Genomic DNA, 18,412 nt, shown 5'->3' with positions numbered 1-18,412 from the left:
TCTCTTTTTGAAGGATCAGAATTTCAGGTTCAGGTTAACACCGTAAGAGCGCGTCGGCGGCGTACCGGCAAACTCGACACCCTGTGCATTGCCGTTGTTGTAGGTCGCTTCCGGGTCGATTACCGGCACTTTTTTCATGAGTACCGCCAGGTTACGTCCAACAAGGGAGAACGAAGCCCCTTTGAACGGCAACTTGCCAAGGTATCGGCTCGGTATAGTGTATTGGATAATGATCTGGCGTAGTTTGATAAAATCTGATTTGTACACAAATGGCGTTGCGATGGCCGAGTACCAGTTGCTGTAATAGGCCTGTGCAGGTGCTTTGGCCGTATTGCGCTCTCCCGATTCGGTAACGCCTTCGCCTGTAACACCACCTTCGCGACCGACCAAAGTTTCCTTTTGCAAACCAAAACGGTACGCCAGCGCATTGGTACCTGAATAAATGTACCCGCCGAATTTACCATCCACCAACACACTCAGACTAATGCCCTTGTAATTGAATGTATTGTTCAAACCCAGGGTGTAGGGCGATACGCCCGAGCCGAAAGTCTTGATATCGCCCGCCATTGCAAGTCCCTGCGAGTTATACACGATATTTCCGTTCGCGTCGCGTTTGAAATCATACCCCTTGATCTGGCTGTAAGGCTTGCCCACATCCTGGTGAATGAATGCCGAACCCGGCCGCGACTGGTCCACACGGAGCGTTTGCAAATCGCCGTAAAGGCTCAGTACCTCGCTCGCATTGTAACCCATGTTAAACGAAGCGTCCCAGGTGAATTTCTTGCCGTTCACAATGGTAGCGCCGAGCAAAAGCTCGATACCCCGGTTACGGATCGCACCGACATTGAACAATGCGCTGGTGTAGCCGGATGTTTCTGAAATTGTGGCACTTACGATATCATCGGTCGTTTTACGGTCATAAACTGCAAAGTCGACATTCAAAAGGTTGTTGAACAATTTCGCTTCCAAACCCAATTCCGAAACCGTCGAAGTCAACGGCTGCAAACCACCGTTCGGCACGCGGGTACCGTTGATCTGCGCCAATGCAGAGCCCAAATGCGCGCCGCTCAGCGAGTAGTACAGCGACAAATTGTAAGGATCGGTATCACCACCCGCCTGCGCCCACGACCCGCGGAATTTCAGGTAATTGATCGCCGAAGGCATTTTCAATGCTTCCGAAGCCACAAAGCTCACCCCGAACGACGGATAGAAAATGCTGTTCTTGCCTTTCGCGAGCGTCGAGAACCAGTCGTTACGCGCAGTAGCGGTCACGAACAGGAAGCCATTATAGGAAAACTCAGCCGATCCGTAAACCGAATTGATGCGTTTTTCAATGTAAGCCTCGGTCACCGTGCGCGCCGCCGGGTCGATATTCGATACGTCGTAGAAGAACGGAATGTTGAAGCTGTTGTTCGCAGTAACCTCGTTCAGATTGGTTACCTGCTTCATCATATTGCCACCGAAAAGGCCGTTGAATGCAAATTTTTCGCCGATTTTACGGTTAATACCCACCAAAAGCTCCTTGTTGGTTTCGGTAAACTCGCGGAGCGACGACGTATAGCTTCCCCGCAGCACATAACCGGTACCGTACGGCTCGATGCTTTTGTAACGGTAATTGAAATTATCGAAACCAATGCGTCCTTTCAGGTAAAGCCAGTCGGTTATGGTGTATTTCGGTTCAAATGAGGCGATTACGCGTTTTTTATTATCGTCCTGCTGAAACTGCTCCGTCGCGAAATACGGGTTTTGGGTATACTGATTGTCCGACCATACCTTTTCATTACCATTCGCATCGAACTGGGCATTTTTAAGCACATCCACATCGAGCGACGTCGGCAGGACATACATCGCGAAGTTGGCATTCCCCGGCGAGTCGTTCACGCGCGGGCGGTTGTGGTTTTTCTCGATAATGTATTTTGCATTCGCCACGAAAGAAATGCGTTTGCCGAGGTTACCATTCGTATTCAATGCAAAGTTGTTGCGGCGGAGCGTATTGTTCGGCAGCACGCCTTTGTTGTTCAAATCATTCATCGAAAGGCGGTAGGTCACCTTTTCGGTGGCGCCCGTCAATGCAACTGAGTTGGTGAATGTGGTACCGACATTGTAAAACTTGCGCAAATTGTCCTTCGCGGCCACGTACGGGCGCTCGACGCCGTCATAGTTCATCGAGTTGCTACCATCCAGGCGACCGCCCCAGCTGTTGCGGGTAGCAGTTTCAGCCACGGTAGTCGGTTTCACGCCGTTGCTGCCTAGGCCGTATTCGTACTGATAATCTTTGTAGGATTTAAACAAAAGATCCTCCGCGAGAAAGTTGCTGTTCACTTCCACACCGATGCCCTTATCGGCCTTGCCGCCCTTTGTAGTAACCAAAATAGCGCCATTGGAAGCCCGTGAACCGTACAATGCGGCCGCGGTTGCCCCTTTCAATACACTAATGCTCTCGATTTCGTCCGGGTTCAAACTCGAAATACCATCCCCACGGTCGGAGCCGGTCCAAGAGCCTTCGCGGTTGGCGCCGATGGCCACCGAACCGAGGTTATCATTATTAATAGGAATACCATCCACAATGATCAGCGGCTGGTTATTGCCTGAAATCGAGCCGTTACCGCGTATCACTATACGCGACGAACCGCTTGGACCCGTCGCCGTGCTGGAAATGTTCAGACCGGCCACCTTACCGACGAGGCTGTTCGCAATGTTGGTCGAGCGCGCCTGCGTCAGGTCTTCACCTTTCACTTCGGAAATGGCGTAGCCCAATGCCTTCTTCTCCTTTTTGATACCCAATGCGGTTACCACCACTTCGTCGAGCGTCTGCGTCTCCACTGCCATTTTCACATCCACCACCGAGCGCTGACCAACCGTCACTTCCTGTTTCTGAAAACCGATGGAAGTAAAAACCAGCACCGATTCCGCCGAAGGAACGTCGAGCTCGTACTTACCATTCACATCCGTGTTGGTACCGTTAATCGTCCCTTTCACGAGCACATTCACACCCGGAAGGCCTTCGCCGTTCGCATCCGTCACTGTCCCGTTGATCTTGACATCCGCCACGACGGACCGGCTACCGGCCAGTACCTGCAAATCAGCCGACGTCCGACCGCCGATTGCCGAAGTCTCAATTCTTTTCGGCAAAATCATGTACGCATTCTTCCGTACCTTTTTCAGCGTAAGGTTCGTCGATTTCAGCAATGCCTCCATGTTCTTTTCCGCCGACAGATTTTTGTCAAACACAAAATCCGTGACGGTAATGCCGCTCATCTGGCTCTCTTCGAACAGGATGTCGGCATTGTAGTATTTTTTCAATTGCAAAAGCACGTCGAGCAGCTTCACCTGGTTGGTGGTTTGTTCCGGCGGCAGCATGCGGTTTTTATGCGCATTGAAGGCCAGCACCTGGGCGTCCAAAGGCGGCGCGGCGGTGAGCATCAGGCCACAGCAAACAAACGACAGTAATGATCTTTGTTTCATACGGGGATCTGGATAGGGATATATAAAGTCTTATTTCTGCAAAATCAGGTATGCCTCGCCCTCACGCGCCAGGCGAAAATCGAAAAGCTCGGAAAGCAAGGTCAGCAACTCCTCCCCGCTCTCTGGCTGGAATGTGCCGCTCACGGTGCGGTTGGCGAACCGGTTGTCCTTAATTTCCACCCGGATACCGTAATGTTCCTGCAACTGGCTAGCCACCTCCGACAATGGTGTTTTGTCGAAAACAAACCGGTTACCGGTCCAGGCGATGAGTTTCTGCGTGTCGGCATTGGGCTTCACAACGGGCTTAGCAGCCGATTTCTCCATGGTTACCAGGTCGCCCGGCTTCATGACCAGCTGTTTTTTCTGCTGCCCTTCCGAGAACAGGACGTGTACCTTGCCTTTTTTAAGCAAAACCTTCCCGCCTTTCTGCCGCGTGTACACCGAAAACTCGGTCCCGAGCACCATAACCTCGAAATTCTCCTCGGTTTTCACCATAAACCGCCGGTTATCGATGGTGTGGGTTACATTAAAAAACGCCTCGCCGTTCAGCTTCACTTCACGGGTTTGTTCTCCAAAACCAAACCGCGGTACCTGCATCGAAGTGTTGGCGTTCAGAATGACTTTGGTACCGTCGGATAACTGCACCGAACGCGTTTCACCGAATTTTGTAGAATAGGTTTTGTACAAAATCTGGTCGCGGCCGAGCCAGGCGGTAATTCCCAGAACGATCACGGAAGCCGCGGCCATCAGCCACGGACGGCGACCGATACGTGTCCTTCCGGCGACCGGAACCTGCTCTTGCGCAGAATTCTCGACAAAGGGCATACCCTCCGGCGCCTGTGATTTCGGCGATCCTGCATTCGACGGTCCGACGCTCGGGTTCTGCTGCATATAGCGCACGTAAGCTTCGAAACGCTCCTGGCCGTCGGGCAGGAACTGCGGCGACTGCGACTGCCATTCGGCGAGCCATTCAAAATACAATTCCTGGTTCTCAGCAAGGGCCAGCCATTCGGCGATCAGCCGCTTTTGTGCCGGGCTCGCATTGCCGGCGAAGTATTGGAACAGGAGTGCTTTATTTACTGACAATGTATTCATGATCAGTGGTTTAAATATCGGATAGTGTTAGGAAGTTTCGGTAATGATCGTCAGTTAAAAAGAGATGCTATTGCCAGCAGCCACGTCCAGTGGTCCTTCAACCCCTGCCGTAACGTGCTCAATGCCTTGCTGATATGCCCTTCGACAGTCCGGCTCGACAGGTTCATTTCAGCGGCGATCTCTTGTATTTTTTTGTTTTCAAAACGGTTGAGCATGAATACCTTCTGGCATTGCGGTGGCAGCTGCTCTACGAGGTAGTCGATCCGGCTCGCCAGCTCTTCGAAATACATCAACGCCTCGGGCCGCTCGGTGGACGCGACGTCGTAGTGCGGCATTTGCTCAAAGGAATCGGTGTTTTTAAGGTCGCTCGCCAGCAGGTTATAAGCCCGGTTCTGCACCGATTTGAACAGGTAGGCCCGGTAAGACGACTTCACCGATTCATACGACCGGTTTTTCCAGAATGCATAAAACATTTCCGAAACCAGGTCCGCCGCTGCATCTTTGGAATACAAAAACCGCACGGCATAAGAGCATAACGAACTGTAATAGAGCCTGAAAAGCAACGCACAACCTTCTTCGGGACTCGTCTCGAAAGTCTTACGGATAAAGAGTTCCCGGTCTGGACTGACCCGGTCTGGATGGACCCGGTCTGGATGGACCCCGTCTGGATTGACCCGGTCTGGACTGTGGCGATCGGGCCGGTCATGCTGGCCTTCTTCCGAGTGGATTTGCTTCTCTTCACCGTCCAGCCCAGGCGTACGCTCCTGCTGCGGCCCTCCCATTCCCCGGAAATTTTCCTTCTCGTTATTCTCCAAACCCCGCGATGAAAGCATTGGTAAACTTTAATTATAAATGGGTATTTTTCTAAAACAGGCTTTTAGAAGTAAGACAGGAAAATGCGGAAGGACACGTGGTCAATTGTTCTATATTTTTAAAAAATTGCATTATTCAGGATTTCTTGTGTCAGAAAGACGCGATTGAAGCGGCATGATTACCAGTACGTTATGTAGTCTGGTTTGGAAGGCGGGATAACCTAAAAAGTGGGGAAAAATTTTGGGGGAAGGCAGAAAGGGACCGCCGACGGCCGACGGCCGACCGCCGATCCCTTGTATGCGACATTCAAGCGAATCTAGAAAATTACACTAAATCGAGAGCAACGGTCGGCAGTCCGCGATCAGCCGTCGGCGATCGGCCGTCGGCGGTCAGTCGTCGGCGGTCAAAAATCAAAACGTCACCCCTGCCGTCAACTGCACTACTCTCGATTTCGGGACCTTGTATTCTACGCCGCCGAAATCGTAGGTTTCCTGCTTTTTCACGTTTTCGACCAGGCGGATCGTGATAGGGATGGTGACTTTCCCTACATCTATCTGTACGCCGGCGCTTGCCAATGCGGTTATGCGGGGGCCGCCTGGCTTTTGATTTATCTGTTCCTCATTGAGCGGCTCACAAGGCGCCCCCTCCGGGCAATTCATTCCTGATATTTTATAAGAAAACCTGCTGGCGACCATGCATTGGGCGCCCAGTTCCGCGAAAGGCCGTATTTTTCCATTTGAGAAAGTGTAGCGGAACAATAAAGGCGTATTGAACGACCTGATTTTGGACTTTATTTCTAAATAGAAGTTGCTGTTTTTCACACCGGATGTGCCTTTACCCCTGAACCCGGAGAAGTAAGGCTGCAAATGCACGGACCAACCTTTCGCAGCGTCCTGAAAGCGATAACCGACGTCCAACCCGGCCACAACACCCTTCAACGGCTTATCACCGTCCTGCCGTGGTACAAGGAAAGAAACCTGAGGGCCGAGCATCGCGCCAAACTCCCATCGCCGCGTCTCCGTAGCCGATTGTGCAATAGCAGTCTGGGCAGCGATAATCATGATGATCAGGGTAAAGAGACGTTTCATAGCTATGGCGATTTGCATTGTAACCTGTTGATACCTAAAGGTAAACATTTATTGCATTGAAATTAAGTATCTTGTTACTTTTTCAAGAACGAATTTTCATATTGTAATGATCGCAAAAGCGCAGCGTAAGTCGCTCGGCGGCAAATCGCGTTATGGCAAAGTCGCATAACGGAAATTATGCAGCGGTAAATTTAACGGCAGCAGACGCGCAGCGGCAAATCGCGCAGCGGTAAATCGCCCGCAGCAAATCAAGTAGCGACAAATCGCGCCATAGCAAAACGCACAGCAGTAAATCGCGCCGCAGCAAAACGCGTTACGCAAGTCACGCAGCCGCAAATCGCGCCGCAGCAAATTGCAGTAAATCGCGTAGCGATGCAACATTGGTAGCAGACGACGAAGCATCCAAATCCGGCAAATCCCGTCAGGGATGCGACAACAGGGAATACGTTTGCATTGCCGTTACATGCCCATGGGCATTTTTAAAGTGCGTGGAATGTGCTTTGCTACCAATATTACATGCCTGACGGCATTTGCCCAGCCCAGTTGAGGCAGAGATTTTTCAATGCAGATACACACAATTTTCCGACCATGGCATTCAAAATCAAACAAATCACTCCGCTGCTCCTGGTCGCCGACCTCGAGAACGCGATTGCATTCTACGTGCACCAGTTAGGCTTCACCGTCGGGTTTCGGTATGACGATTTTTACGCAGGTATTGAAAAGGACGGATACACCATCCATTTAAAAATCGATTACAATGCACCAAGAGAACCGATCGCAAAAACATCCAGTGAAGAGCTCGACCTGCTGTTTTCAGTCGAAGACGCTGCCAGTGTTTTCGAAGAAATCTCAAAAAAGGATGTTGAAATCATCCAGCCCCTACGCGAAATGCCTTACGGAACGGAGTTTTACATTGCCGACCCAGATGGGCATGTGATTGCATTTGTGAGCTGATACCCTCGCAGTTACCGAATTGAGATCCCCGCTGTGACCTGCACCACCCTCGTTTTGAGCGCTCCGTAACCGCTTCCGGGCGTTGGGTCGGGTTTTACGTCGTAGGTTCCGATTCCCTCAGTCAACCGGAGAGCGATGGGAATAGTTACACTTTGGAAATCTATTTCAGCACCGATTGCAGCCAAAATATTTGCCGGGTCATGGGTCATCCTTTCCTGCATGTCGTCCACGCCCACTTTTGGATGGCAGCAGCAAAAACCGCAGCGCAAAAACTCATAGCCACTAGAAAGCCGCGTGCGGAGCCGCAAATTGAGCCCGGCTTCGGCGAATGGCCTGACCCTTCCTTTGCCTAAGGTGTAACGAGCAGTTAGCGGAACATTGACTGCACTCCATTTCCACTCGTTCCGGTAGTGATAGGTACTGCTTTCTTCTATTTCCCAAACACTCCCGAATGTGCTGAAATTGGGTTGCAAATGAAACGAAATGCCTGATTTATCCCGGTAACCAAGGTCAATGCCCGCAACCCATCCCGACACGGCTTCCATTTTGCGTTCGTCGTAAATCTTCCCGAAAATTTGTTTGCCTCCGAACACGCCGTATTCGAAATGTCCCTTTCGTAAGGCATCTTGCCCATAGGCGAACACGGGCAGGATAGCAATGAGTAATGCGTACAAGTGTCTCATAATCGCTCGATTTTGTATTATTTACAAACTAAACCCTGCCGTTACCTGGATAAATTTGGTCCGCAAGTTGGAATACGTCGGCGTCGGGCCCTGGTCGCCGGAGTCTTTTGGTTGGAGGAAACTGTCAACGAGCCGTACGCTTAGCGGGATCGTGATCTTTCCCGCATCCACCTCCACACCTACGCCTGCGAGAATGCCCAGCTTGTCTTTGCGGGCCACATTTTGAATGTCTGCGCCGCCGTCCACGGCATTGCATGATATGAAGCCGCATATGGTGCCCGACCTGCGGAAAGAATAGGCCGTTCGCAACCTGAAATTCATCCCTACCTCTACAAATGGCCTGACGGTGCCGGTAGGCAATGTGTAGCGAAACGTAAGCGGCAAGTGAACCGCCTCCCATTTCCATTTTGATTCAATATAATAGGAGCTGTTCTCAACCCCGTCTATCTCCGTCTTTTTGAATGCAATGAAGCCGGGCTGGAAATGCAGGGACGGGCCGCATTTACGCGCTTCGAAATAATAGCCGAGGTCCAATCCGGCACTCAAACCGGAAGCGGATTTCATTTTACCGCTATCATAAATCTTCCCAGCCACAGGCCGGCCGGCGAATACACCGAATTTCCACGGGTTATGTGATTGCTTCTTGAATGCAACATCCTGACCGTAAGCAAATACGGGCAGGATGGCGATAATGAATCCGTACAGGTGTCTCATAGCGATCAGGTTATTTTTTGTAACCGAAATGACACCAAAAATACGGGAATCGTTGTATGGCGGTTACTGCAAAAGATTGCGCAGCTTTTCCAGGTCTCCCGGACCCAATGGTGCGAGGGGGCTTCTGAGAAAACCGCTTTCTATGCCCTGGATCTGCAAACCGGCGGCGATGGTGCGCGGCAAGCCGTTAGCGGTAATAAACGTGAGCAGCTCCGATTGAAGGTCGAATGCCTGACGGGCCGTTGCGAGGTCGTTGGCGAGCATTGCATTGTATAAAGCCAGGTTTTGATCCGGGATCAGATTCGGGGCGGCGGTACACCAGCCAACAGCTCCGGCTGAGAAAGCCGCCAGGGCAAGCGGATTGGAGCCATTGAAAAACGCTACTTCCTCGCCCAGCACCCTGCGCAGGTAATGCATGCGCTGCACGTCGCCCGTACTTTCCTTGATCATCGTCACATTCGGGATTTCGAGAAGGCGTTTCAGCAATGCGGGCGACATATCGATACCGCCGGTTGCGGGATTGTTGTAGGCCATAATGGGAATGGAAATTGCCTCGGCGACTTTCCGGTAGTGCATAAAAATCTCGTCGTCGGTCAGTTTCCAGTAGCTCATCGGGATGATCATCACCGCCGCCGCGCCGGCTGCTTCGGCGAAGCGGGCGTGGTAAATGGTGCGGTCGGTGGTGAGGTTGGAAACGCCTGCTACTACGGGTACGCGGCCGGCCACCACTTCGATGGTCGCTTCGATCACCGCTTCCTTTTCCGCATCATTCAGGTAAGGCAGCACGCCGGTACTGCCCAATGGCGCAATAGCATGCGAGCCGGATGTTACCAGCCTGTCGGTGAGTTTTTTAAACAAACCGAGGTCCACTTTCTCCTCCGCATCGAACGGCGTTATCGGGTATGCGATGATGCCTTTCAAGGTTTTTATATTATTCATTTAATCAAATCAAGATTTTGTAAATCAAACATTTAACTCAAAAACACTAAACTATTCAACTCAAAACTTTAAACTTGTTAAAGGTCGCGGCCTTCCTCTTCGCGAAGCGCTACACCTAGGTTTTGGAGCTGCGGCGCATTCTCGCAGGCCAGGTAACGTGCCGGTTCGGTATCACTGAGGTTCTGGTGGCGGTGCCATGCCCAGCTGGGAATGTAGACGGCATCGCCTGCCTGCCATTCCACTTTTTCACCTTCAACTTCGGTATAACCTTTGCCTTCGAGTACATACAAAACCGTCTCGTAAGTATGGCGGTGACGGTTGGTTAGCTGCCCGGGCAGCAGGCCGCCGATGGTCATGCTCACGTTTTTGGTAGGCAGATCCACGAAGAATACCGGGTGCTTTCTTTCGGTCGAGAACTGGTTGTGCTCTCCGGCCTGCTCCACGTTGCGATGAATGAGTTTTTCGGGCTTCACATACACGGGACGCGCGAAAGTCTGGTGGAAATCTTTGGAGCTGAATTGTTGGGTCGTTACTTCCATGGTTCAGAAATTTTTAGTTGTTTTTGCATGATTGCGATACAAAAGAATTGTAACTTTGGACTAGCTTACTGGTTCAGAAATTACAAAAACAAGTAGTCCAGATGTTAAGACCCTGGGAACTCGCCATCCCGCTCGACCGCAGCGGTGAAAAGGCCGTTTACATGCAGATCGCCGATACGGTAATTGCCGCCATTCAGAGCGGGACGCTGGTTACAGGCAGCATTTTGCCCGGTAGCCGCCAGCTCGCCGTCCAGCTCAATGTGAACCGCAATACAATCGTCGAGGCACTGGACGTACTCATGGCCGAGGGTTGGCTGGTGTCGAAGGAGCGGCGGGGGATATTTGTGGCGGACGTGCAACCGGTGACTTCCTTGGAAAAGTCATTGATCAGGGAATCAGGCTTGATCAGGGAATCAGGGATTAAGCCATTGGTAACGTTCGACGACGGGTTGCCGGACAGCGCGTTAGCCCCGATCGACGAGCTGGCGCGTGCTTACCGGCAGATTTTTGCACGCAAAGGCCGCTGGCAGATGATGGGTTACCGGCACGAGGCAGGCGATCCGGAATTCAGGGACGCCATTGCGCAAATGCTCAATTACAAAAGAAGTATGCGGCTTTCGTCCGACCAGGTTTTCATTACCCGTGGCAGCCAGATGGCCATGTTCCTCACGGCACACGCATTGCTGAAACCCGGCGACCACGTATTGATCGAAAATCCAGGCTACAAACCGGCCTGGGAAGCTTTCACACATGCGGGCGCGGGCCTGCTACCCGTGAATGTGGACGTGCACGGGATCGTGACCGACGAAATCAGGGGTTATTTAAACGAATATCCCAATATCAAAGCGGTGTACATCACCCCGCATCACCAGTTTCCTACCACCGTCACGCTGAGCCTCCGGCGGAGAATGGAGCTTGTCGCATTGTCCAATGAATATGGCTTTACGATCATTGAAGACGACTACGACCATGAATTCCATTTCAGTCCGAGACCGGTGATGCCTGTGAGCAGCCTCGAACAGGCGCGGAATTACGTGTATATCGGCACGATGAGCAAAATCGTGGCACCCGCGTTGCGGATCGGCTACCTGGCCTCCTGCGCTTCGGTGATCGAGAAGGTCACGAATCTGCGCAAGATCATCGACGTGCAGGGCGACTATATGATGGAACAAGCTGTATTTCAATTAATTCACGACGGAGAAATTCGCCGGCATTTGAAGCGGGCCACCTCGCTTTACAAATCCAAGCGGGATGATTTTGAAAAGCTGCTCCGGCAACACCTTTCCGACAAAGTGGATTTCACCAAACCGGAAGGCGGGCTGGCTTTCTGGATCACGCCTAAAAAACCGGTCGATCTGGTACAACTTGCCGGGGTTTTGAAGCAGAAAGGCATTGCATTGATTTCGCCGGATACATTCTGCTACAAAGGTTTTGCCAACGGTTTCCGGCTCGGGTATGCGTCGCTTTCGGAAGCGCAAATGCGGGAAGGTATCGAGGCGATCGCCGCCGCCTGGCCAACCTGACCCACTCAACCCAACCATACCTGACTACAACTGACAACACCTGACCACACCTGACCACACCTGACCATACCCATACCCATCCTCAACACCCCGCAACATGCTCCGACAAATATTTGAATTCAAAGAAACCGACCGCAAATGGCATATTCCCGTGCTGGCGGGCCTGTGCGTGGGCATCCCGATCCTGGGTGGGTACTTTACGGGCGCAATGGCAGGCGGAAAACTGGCGTCGATGTCGGCTCTTGTGATATTGTATGTGCACACTTTCAGCATTTCCGGCGGGATGGTCACGCTGATGGCCTGCTCGTTTGGCATGATGCTCTCGTTCCTTGTCGGGGCGGTTTTTGGCTTCAATCCGTACATCGGCGCATTGGCGTTGGGGCTTTTCGCGATGGGTGTACACCTTGCATTGTTCTATCTGAAAATGAACCGTCCGCCAGGCAACTTCTTCTTCATTATGATCGCCTCCGTGGCGCTTTGCATGCCGTTCGACTGGCACAAGATCCCTGTCAATATTGGCTACATCGGCATCGGAACGGTCATTTCGTGCTTGCTGGGCCTTGGATATGCATTGCTGGTGGTGAAAAACAATACGCATGCGCCACCTCATACCAAAAGTAAATATGTAAACCTGGTGGAATCCGCGACCTTCGGGTTTATGGTCGGGCTGTCATTGCTGATTGCGCATTTGCTGAAATTGGAAAACCCATATTGGGTGCCTACTTCCTGCGCGGCGGTCATGCAGGGCGCGAGTACACGGCACGTGTGGCAAAGGGGCTTGCAGCGCGTACTGGGCACATTAATAGGCCTGGGCGTAGCCTGGATGCTGCTTTTAATGCACCCTACCCCGCTGATGATCTGCGTAAGCATCATCATTTTGCAGGTAATCGTCGAATTTCTGGTAGTCAGGAACTACGCCGTCGCCGCGATTTTCATTACGGTACTCACCATTTTTCTGGCGGAGTCCGGCAGTGATCTTTCGGTAAGTCCTACCGGCCTCATCGCGGCCCGTTTCATCGATATTCTTATTGGCAGCATCATCGGCGCAATTGGCGGGTGGATCCTGTACAATGAACACGTACACTGGATCGCCACCCGCCAGATCCGTAAGACCAAGATTGCGCTTGGAAGGAGGAAGTAAGGTTTGACCGCCGACCGTTGACCGCCGACGGCCGATTGTTTGATGACCAAATTTTAACCTAGTTCTTCCAGTACCTTTTCCAATAGCGCCTTCGTCTGGCGGATGCCCTCGTCATTCGTCGGTTTGGAAGTATCACCGCCCATGTCGCGTATCAGGCCGCCTTCGTATTCAATGCCTACGATACCGTTGTTCCAGCCGGAATCCTTGATGATTTTGAACATTTTGATAAAATCTGTTTCCGGATCATTGCCATTCGCGTCGAACTGGTGCGTTTTGGCGCTGATACCCCTGGCGTAAGGCATCATTTTCTTCACGCCTTCGTATTTCTCGTGCTCCTTCACGCATTTGGTAGCCATAATACCTTTGATATCCTGCGTTTCGGGCTTGCTTCTTTCCGCGCAGAAGTTGCCGAAATCGGGTAAGAGGCCTTTGTTGGGTGCTTTTAACTGCTTCATTACGCCTACCAGCCAATCGGGATCGGTGGAGACGCCGAAATGGTTTTCTACGATCACATTAATGCCTGCTTTGCCCGCATATTCGAGCAGTTTGCCGTAGCCGTCCACGGCGGCAGTTGCCAGTTGGGCGGGCGTGCCTTCTTCCTTTTTGCCCGACATCATCGCCATCGCATCGCCCAGGTTCACGCGGATAGCCGTGCAGCCGAGGAATTTGGCGGCATCCACCCAGGGATAATGCGCCTCGACCGCCTTCATGCGCGCCGCGTCGTCGAGCGCGGTGAGGTTCTCGCCATCGACCATAATGAGATGATTTTTCACGCCCAGGTCGTCGCAGCGCTGTTTCAGTTCTTTGAGGTAAGCCTGGTCTTTTTGTTTGTTATTAAAAAAACCGGATACGTATTCAAGTATCGTAATGTCATAATCATTCTTGGCTCGCGCTGGAAAGTCCATATTGGTCATTTTGCTTCCCCAAAGCTCGGAAGCGAACGAAAACTCGGCCAGGGAAATGTCGAAATTGAATTTGGCAGCACCCGCAACAGACGCTCCCGCGCCCGGTATGGCCGACGCAGATGCGTGAGCCGCGAGCGCATCAAGCGAGAGAAACCCCAAACCCGCGGTAGCAAATCCGAGCTGGTTCAAAAATTGGCGACGTGAATTGTTCATGAGTAGATTAGTTAGGATTTAAAATCATTTTGAAACAAATGTGACCGAGAACGGCACGAACAGGGCACCTTTTGCATTGTCGTTCCTGAAAACAAAATACAGATCGCGGGCGCCGCTTAGAGGAGAAATAGGTAGGTGGAATGGCTTGGGTGGTGTTTTCGAAGTAAATGCGCTGGCATCGTCGGTGGGCGGAATAAACTCGGTTTTGCCCAGCAAGGCGCCGTCAGGAGAGCCGTCGTGCACTTCCACAATGCCGCCCTGCGCGTTCAGCTGGTCCTTCGGCGCGGCTACCACCATATCCAGCGAGGTGATGCCGCTGAGGTCGATGCCTTTGAAAATAGCGTGGGTATTGGGCTGTGTGACGATCAGCAGGTTATTTTCACCCATTTTAAAGCGCATAATTTCCTTTGAAGCGTCGTCGGCGTTGCCGAAAAGCAATGTCGGGTTCTTTAAAATCAGCGTTTTTTCGGTGGTCTGAGCGGGCATGCCGTTAGCGCCTTTGTCGGTGTAGCTGGCGATGAATTTGTAAATACCCTTTCCCGGATCGCCGCCGTCCGGGATTTTGGCAATCACCTCCCCTGCCGGTTGCAGCATTGTCGCGGCCTGCTTTTCGATAGCCAGACTCAGAATGTACTTCACCATTTGTCCCGCTTCGGGCAGGCCGATCGACGGATGTGCCGACATCGCCGTTTCGCCCCAAACACCCGCGCCGCCTTTGATTATCTTGTCCGAAAGCGACGCTACCGCAATGCCATCGGCCTTGTATTTGGCTGCAACGTCGATAAATGCCGGGCCTATCGATTTTTTATCGGTGAAATGGCAGGCTTTACAATCACTTTTTTCGATCAATATCTTCCCGGCCGTAAAAGTGACCGGTGCCTCCTGGTGGCCTGCTGCATTAACAGCCGGCTTGTCTTCTGCATCCTGGTAAGCCGCGGTAATCTTTACTTTGGAAGCCGCAATGGTATTTTTCTCCAAACTTCCATCCTCCCGATCCGACACATTCACTTTGTAACGAATGGCTTTGTCAGGAAAGAAGAAGGTCTTGTTACCGCCCGTCAATTCCAGCGAAACCTGCGGTGGCTCGTTCCCCGCCTGAACGGTCAGGATTTGTGAGTCTTTCAGGCCTTTGGAATCGGTAACCGTGAGCGAAACTTTGTAAATGCCCTTCATTTTAAATGTATAATTAGGATTTGGCTCATTCAAAACGACCGGTGGAGCACCCGCAGCGGTGATTTTCCATTGGTATTGCAAAGAATCTTTGTCGAAATCCTCCGTTCCTGCCGACGAAAACTGCGCTTGAAAAGGCACCGCTCCCGCCTTCTTATCCACCGAAGCTACTACCACCGGCTTGCGGTTGCCGCCATTGTATTCGATCCGCACCAGTTTTGATTCCGGGTTACCCATAAACCAGCCCTGGCCGTATTCGAGCATGTACATATCACCATTCGGCCCGAATGCCATGTCGATCGGATGTTCGAGTTTGAGATTAGGCAGGAAGCGCTCCATTTTCACGTAATCACCTTTCGGACTGAGTGTTACAGCCATGATCCAGTCGCGCATCCATTCGTAGATGAACAGTTTCTTATCATAATAAGCCGGGAACGCGCGCTTCGCATCTTTGAAATGATCGGCATGATACACCGGCCCGGCCATCGCGCTGCGCCCGCCCGAGCCGAGCAATGGAAAACGCTTTGTTTCGGCCGCGGTGTACCATATCAGCGCCTTCTGCGCAGGCGGCAGGTCCGTCAAACCGGTATTATTCGGCGAGTTGTTGACTGGTTTTTCCGGGTTGAATTTCTCGCCCGACTGCTTGGTTTCGAAGTTGAAATCCCAATAGGCCTTATTGTCGCCCACGAAATAGGGCCAGCCGTAATTTCCAGCCTTCCGCGCCTGCCCGAACTCGTCCTCCGCCGCAGGCCCGAGGCCGGTCGAATCCTTGCCCGCATCCGGCCCCACATCGCCCCAGTAGAGATAACCATTCTTTTTATCGACCGAAATGCGGTACGGATTACGATGGCCCATCGTGTAAATCTCCGGCCTCGTTTTGGGATCGTATGCACCGGACGCATTCCTGGGAAACAGATTTCCCTCGGGAATCGTGTAAGTTCCGTCCGCCTCGGGGTGAATGCGAATGATTTTGCCCCGCAAGTCGGCCGTATTCGAAGATGATTTCTGCGCATCGAACGGGCTGCGGCCTGGGCGCTCGTCGATAGGTGCATACCCGTCGGACGCGCGCGGGCTGGTGTTATCACCCGTGGACAGGTAAAGGTTGCCCTGTGCGTCCCAGTCGATCGATCCGCCAGTGTGGCAACAGTTATCGCGCTGCACGGGAATGCGGAGAATCACCTTTTTAGAAGCAAGATCCAACGCATTGCCTTTCAGTTCGTACCGCGCGAGAATGTTCTCCGGCGTGCCGCCAGCGGGGGAATAGTAGCAATAAATCCAATGGTTTTGGGCAAAATTGGGGTCGATGTTGACGCCCAGCAAACCGTCCTCGGCCTCGGAATCATCGCTATACTTCGTGCTGACGGGTATGGTAGCGATCACCGTTGTCTTTTTAGACACCGGGCTGTACAACTTCACCGCGCCGTGCCGCTCGATAAACAATACGCGCTCGTCGGGAAGTACCGTCAGTTCCAGTGGTTCATTGAGGTTTTCGGTGAGTACCACCTTCCGGAACCGGTTTTCCTCCGGTACCTGGGCGTGAGCGAGCGTAGCACACAGGAGTAGAGCGAAAAGTGCAGAAGTTTTGTTCATGAAGCAGATGTTGTTAATTAGGTTTGTTGTGTTGAATGGTAAGAGTGAAATGTTAAGAGTCAAGAGTTGAAAGTTGAGTGTTAAGAGTTATATGTTGAAAGTTGAATGTTGAGTGTTAAATGTTGAGTGTTGCATTGCGCGTTTCTATGTCCGGTGACTTAGTGCGCTCAGCGCAATACCTGGCGGGGCCAAGGTCTATACATTAACTATTTCATAAAAAATTGAATTTTACCAACCCAAAATATGGATACAATGATAAAGAAAATTTTCTTTGTGTAAAATTTACGCATTGAAACTTTTTCTCATTGTCAGCTTATTACCGATGGAGCACAATTTGAAGGAGTTTTTTGATAAAGCATTGAAGGAAGTCTCGCTCGACTGCACCGTGTTCGGGTTTCATGAGGGCGAGCTGAAAGTGCTGCTGCTGCGCTGGAAGGGTACCGACGGTTGGAGCCTGCCGGGCGGACATATCCTGCTCGACGAGTCCGCCGACGACGCCGCAAACCGCATTCTCACCCAGCGCACCGGCCTGTGCGACATTTACCTGCAACAGTTTTACACGTTCGGCAACGTGAACCGCTACGTTTATCATCCTGAAAAAGAACTGCTTGAACAATTGGAAGTAACTTTCGGAAAAGGCTTTTTCGACGGCATTATCTTCCGCCGCGTCGTGTCTATCGGTTATTACGCCCTCGTGGAATTCGCCCAGGTGCAGCCCACCCCCGACTGGTTCACAGACGAATGCCGCTGGTGGTCCCTCGCCGACGTGCCCCACCTGCTTTTCGACCACAACGAAATGATCGAGCGTGCATTGAAAGCCCTCCGCCAGCACGCGCGCAACCACCCGATCGGCTATAACCTCCTCCCGGAAAAATTCACCATGCCCGAACTCCAACGCCTATACGAAACCATCCTGGGCCGCCCGTTCGACCGCCGCAACTTTCAAAAACTCCTCATGAGCTACGACATCCTGGAACGCCTGGACGAAAAACGCGTCGGCGCCGCCAACAAATCACCGTACCTGTACCGGTTTGTGAAGGAGAAATATGACAAGGCCAAGGCCGCGGGGGTGTCGTTTTCGATGTAGGATTTTTGAGGGAGGATGGAGGAAAGGGAGGAACGGGAGGACGGACGAAAGGGAGGAATGGGAAGATGGATGATGGGGCCGGATAATGGCCCGGCGGGCCGTCCTGTTTATAGCAAAGTCTGGTTCCCCGTCATTTGGCCCCGGCGGGGCCTCCTGCGTTGTTGTCTCGTCCTGGAAAAAGTTTACAGTTTAGTTAATAAATCCTGACATAAGTTTACAATCGTTTGCTAATCCTAAAACTGGTTTACAGGTGCTGTTTTTTTAGAATAATAGCTTTTCCATAATTTAGTTGTTTTTAGTGGTTGTTGATGGACTTGGTTTGGCGTCAGGTTCCCAATGCTCATATGCGGCCTTTCATTGTTATACAGATCCACTGCGGTTCTCAGGAATTCCCTGACATCCTGATTTTTAAGGCGGTAAGTATCTAAATATTCATCCTTGATAATCCCGTTGACCCTCTCGGCGATTGCATTTTCCAGTGGGTCGCCGTTTT

General features: G+C 51.9%; 15 protein-coding genes. 4 read left to right on the top strand and 11 right to left on the bottom strand.

The genetic code is table 11. The annotated features are described in order from the left end of the window. Positions 1 to 15: 15 nt before the first annotated feature. The 4 genes from BLQ88_RS21600 to BLQ88_RS21585 form a co-directional block, all read right to left on the bottom strand. On the bottom strand, positions 16 to 3,465 hold the full coding sequence (locus tag BLQ88_RS21600; RefSeq protein WP_229212797.1) for a SusC/RagA family TonB-linked outer membrane protein: 3,450 nt from the start codon (positions 3,463 to 3,465) through the stop codon (positions 16 to 18). 30 nt (positions 3,466 to 3,495) lie between these two features. Then, positions 3,496 to 4,560 carry a FecR family protein gene (locus tag BLQ88_RS21595; RefSeq protein WP_090154354.1) on the bottom strand — a complete coding sequence of 355 codons (1,065 nt, stop codon included), beginning with the start codon at positions 4,558 to 4,560 and terminating at the stop codon, positions 3,496 to 3,498. 50 nt (positions 4,561 to 4,610) lie between these two features. Continuing rightward, positions 4,611 to 5,393 carry an RNA polymerase sigma-70 factor gene (locus BLQ88_RS21590; protein WP_229212796.1) on the bottom strand — a complete coding sequence of 261 codons (783 nt, stop codon included), beginning with the start codon at positions 5,391 to 5,393 and terminating at the stop codon, positions 4,611 to 4,613. 390 nt (positions 5,394 to 5,783) lie between these two features. After that, positions 5,784 to 6,461: an outer membrane beta-barrel protein gene (locus BLQ88_RS21585; protein WP_176885055.1), complete on the bottom strand. Its 678-nt coding sequence runs from the start codon at positions 6,459 to 6,461 to the stop codon at positions 5,784 to 5,786. Positions 6,462 to 7,049: 588 nt separating this feature from the next. Between BLQ88_RS21585 and BLQ88_RS21580 the strand changes: the two genes are divergently transcribed. Then, positions 7,050 to 7,415: a VOC family protein gene (locus tag BLQ88_RS21580; protein WP_176885054.1), complete on the top strand. Its 366-nt coding sequence runs from the start codon at positions 7,050 to 7,052 to the stop codon at positions 7,413 to 7,415. A gap of 11 nt (positions 7,416 to 7,426) precedes the next feature. On the opposite strand, the gene BLQ88_RS21575 is transcribed toward BLQ88_RS21580, so the two are convergent. The 4 genes from BLQ88_RS21575 to BLQ88_RS21560 form a co-directional block, all read right to left on the bottom strand. Further along, positions 7,427 to 8,098, bottom strand: a complete 672-nt coding sequence (locus tag BLQ88_RS21575) for a hypothetical protein (RefSeq protein ID WP_143016901.1) — start codon at positions 8,096 to 8,098, stop codon at positions 7,427 to 7,429. Positions 8,099 to 8,119: 21 nt separating this feature from the next. Further along, positions 8,120 to 8,812, bottom strand: a complete 693-nt coding sequence (locus BLQ88_RS21570) for a hypothetical protein (protein ID WP_090154346.1) — start codon at positions 8,810 to 8,812, stop codon at positions 8,120 to 8,122. A 63-nt stretch (positions 8,813 to 8,875) separates the two neighbouring features. After that, complete coding sequence (locus BLQ88_RS21565) at positions 8,876 to 9,751, bottom strand: dihydrodipicolinate synthase family protein (RefSeq protein WP_090154344.1); 876 nt, start codon at positions 9,749 to 9,751, stop codon at positions 8,876 to 8,878. A gap of 77 nt (positions 9,752 to 9,828) precedes the next feature. Beyond that, complete coding sequence (locus tag BLQ88_RS21560; protein WP_090154342.1) at positions 9,829 to 10,290, bottom strand: cupin domain-containing protein; 462 nt, start codon at positions 10,288 to 10,290, stop codon at positions 9,829 to 9,831. 101 nt (positions 10,291 to 10,391) lie between these two features. Between BLQ88_RS21560 and pdxR the strand changes: the two genes are divergently transcribed. After that, entirely contained in the window at positions 10,392 to 11,813 is a 1,422-nt protein-coding gene (gene pdxR / locus BLQ88_RS21555) for a MocR-like pyridoxine biosynthesis transcription factor PdxR (RefSeq protein WP_090154341.1), read from the top strand. Between the two features lie 97 nt (positions 11,814 to 11,910). After that, positions 11,911 to 12,954 (top strand): FUSC family protein, encoded by a 1,044-nt coding sequence (locus BLQ88_RS21550; protein WP_090154339.1) that lies wholly within the window; start codon positions 11,911 to 11,913, stop codon positions 12,952 to 12,954. Positions 12,955 to 13,007: 53 nt separating this feature from the next. Here BLQ88_RS21550 and BLQ88_RS21545 read toward each other — a convergent pair whose 3' ends face one another. Further along, entirely contained in the window at positions 13,008 to 14,072 is a 1,065-nt protein-coding gene (locus BLQ88_RS21545; RefSeq protein ID WP_090154338.1) for a sugar phosphate isomerase/epimerase family protein, read from the bottom strand. 24 nt (positions 14,073 to 14,096) lie between these two features. Further along, the gene (locus tag BLQ88_RS21540) at positions 14,097 to 16,832 is read right to left on the bottom strand and encodes a PQQ-dependent sugar dehydrogenase (protein WP_090154336.1); all 2,736 of its coding nucleotides are present in this window, start codon (positions 16,830 to 16,832) and stop codon (positions 14,097 to 14,099) included. A 322-nt stretch (positions 16,833 to 17,154) separates the two neighbouring features. On the opposite strand from BLQ88_RS21540, the gene BLQ88_RS21535 reads away from it, so the two are divergent. Continuing rightward, positions 17,155 to 17,919, top strand: coding sequence for an NUDIX hydrolase (locus tag BLQ88_RS21535; protein WP_090154335.1), 765 nt, complete (start codon positions 17,155 to 17,157; stop codon positions 17,917 to 17,919). A 233-nt stretch (positions 17,920 to 18,152) separates the two neighbouring features. Here the strand turns inward: BLQ88_RS21535 and BLQ88_RS21525 are convergent. Continuing rightward, a partial coding sequence (locus BLQ88_RS21525; RefSeq protein WP_143016815.1) for an integrase core domain-containing protein occupies positions 18,153 to 18,412 on the bottom strand: 260 nt, incomplete at its 5' end.

The organism is Dyadobacter soli, assembly GCF_900101885.1.
Lineage (GTDB): Bacteria > Bacteroidota > Bacteroidia > Cytophagales > Spirosomataceae > Dyadobacter > Dyadobacter soli.
This window is presented reverse-complemented; position numbering and strand designations above follow the sequence as displayed.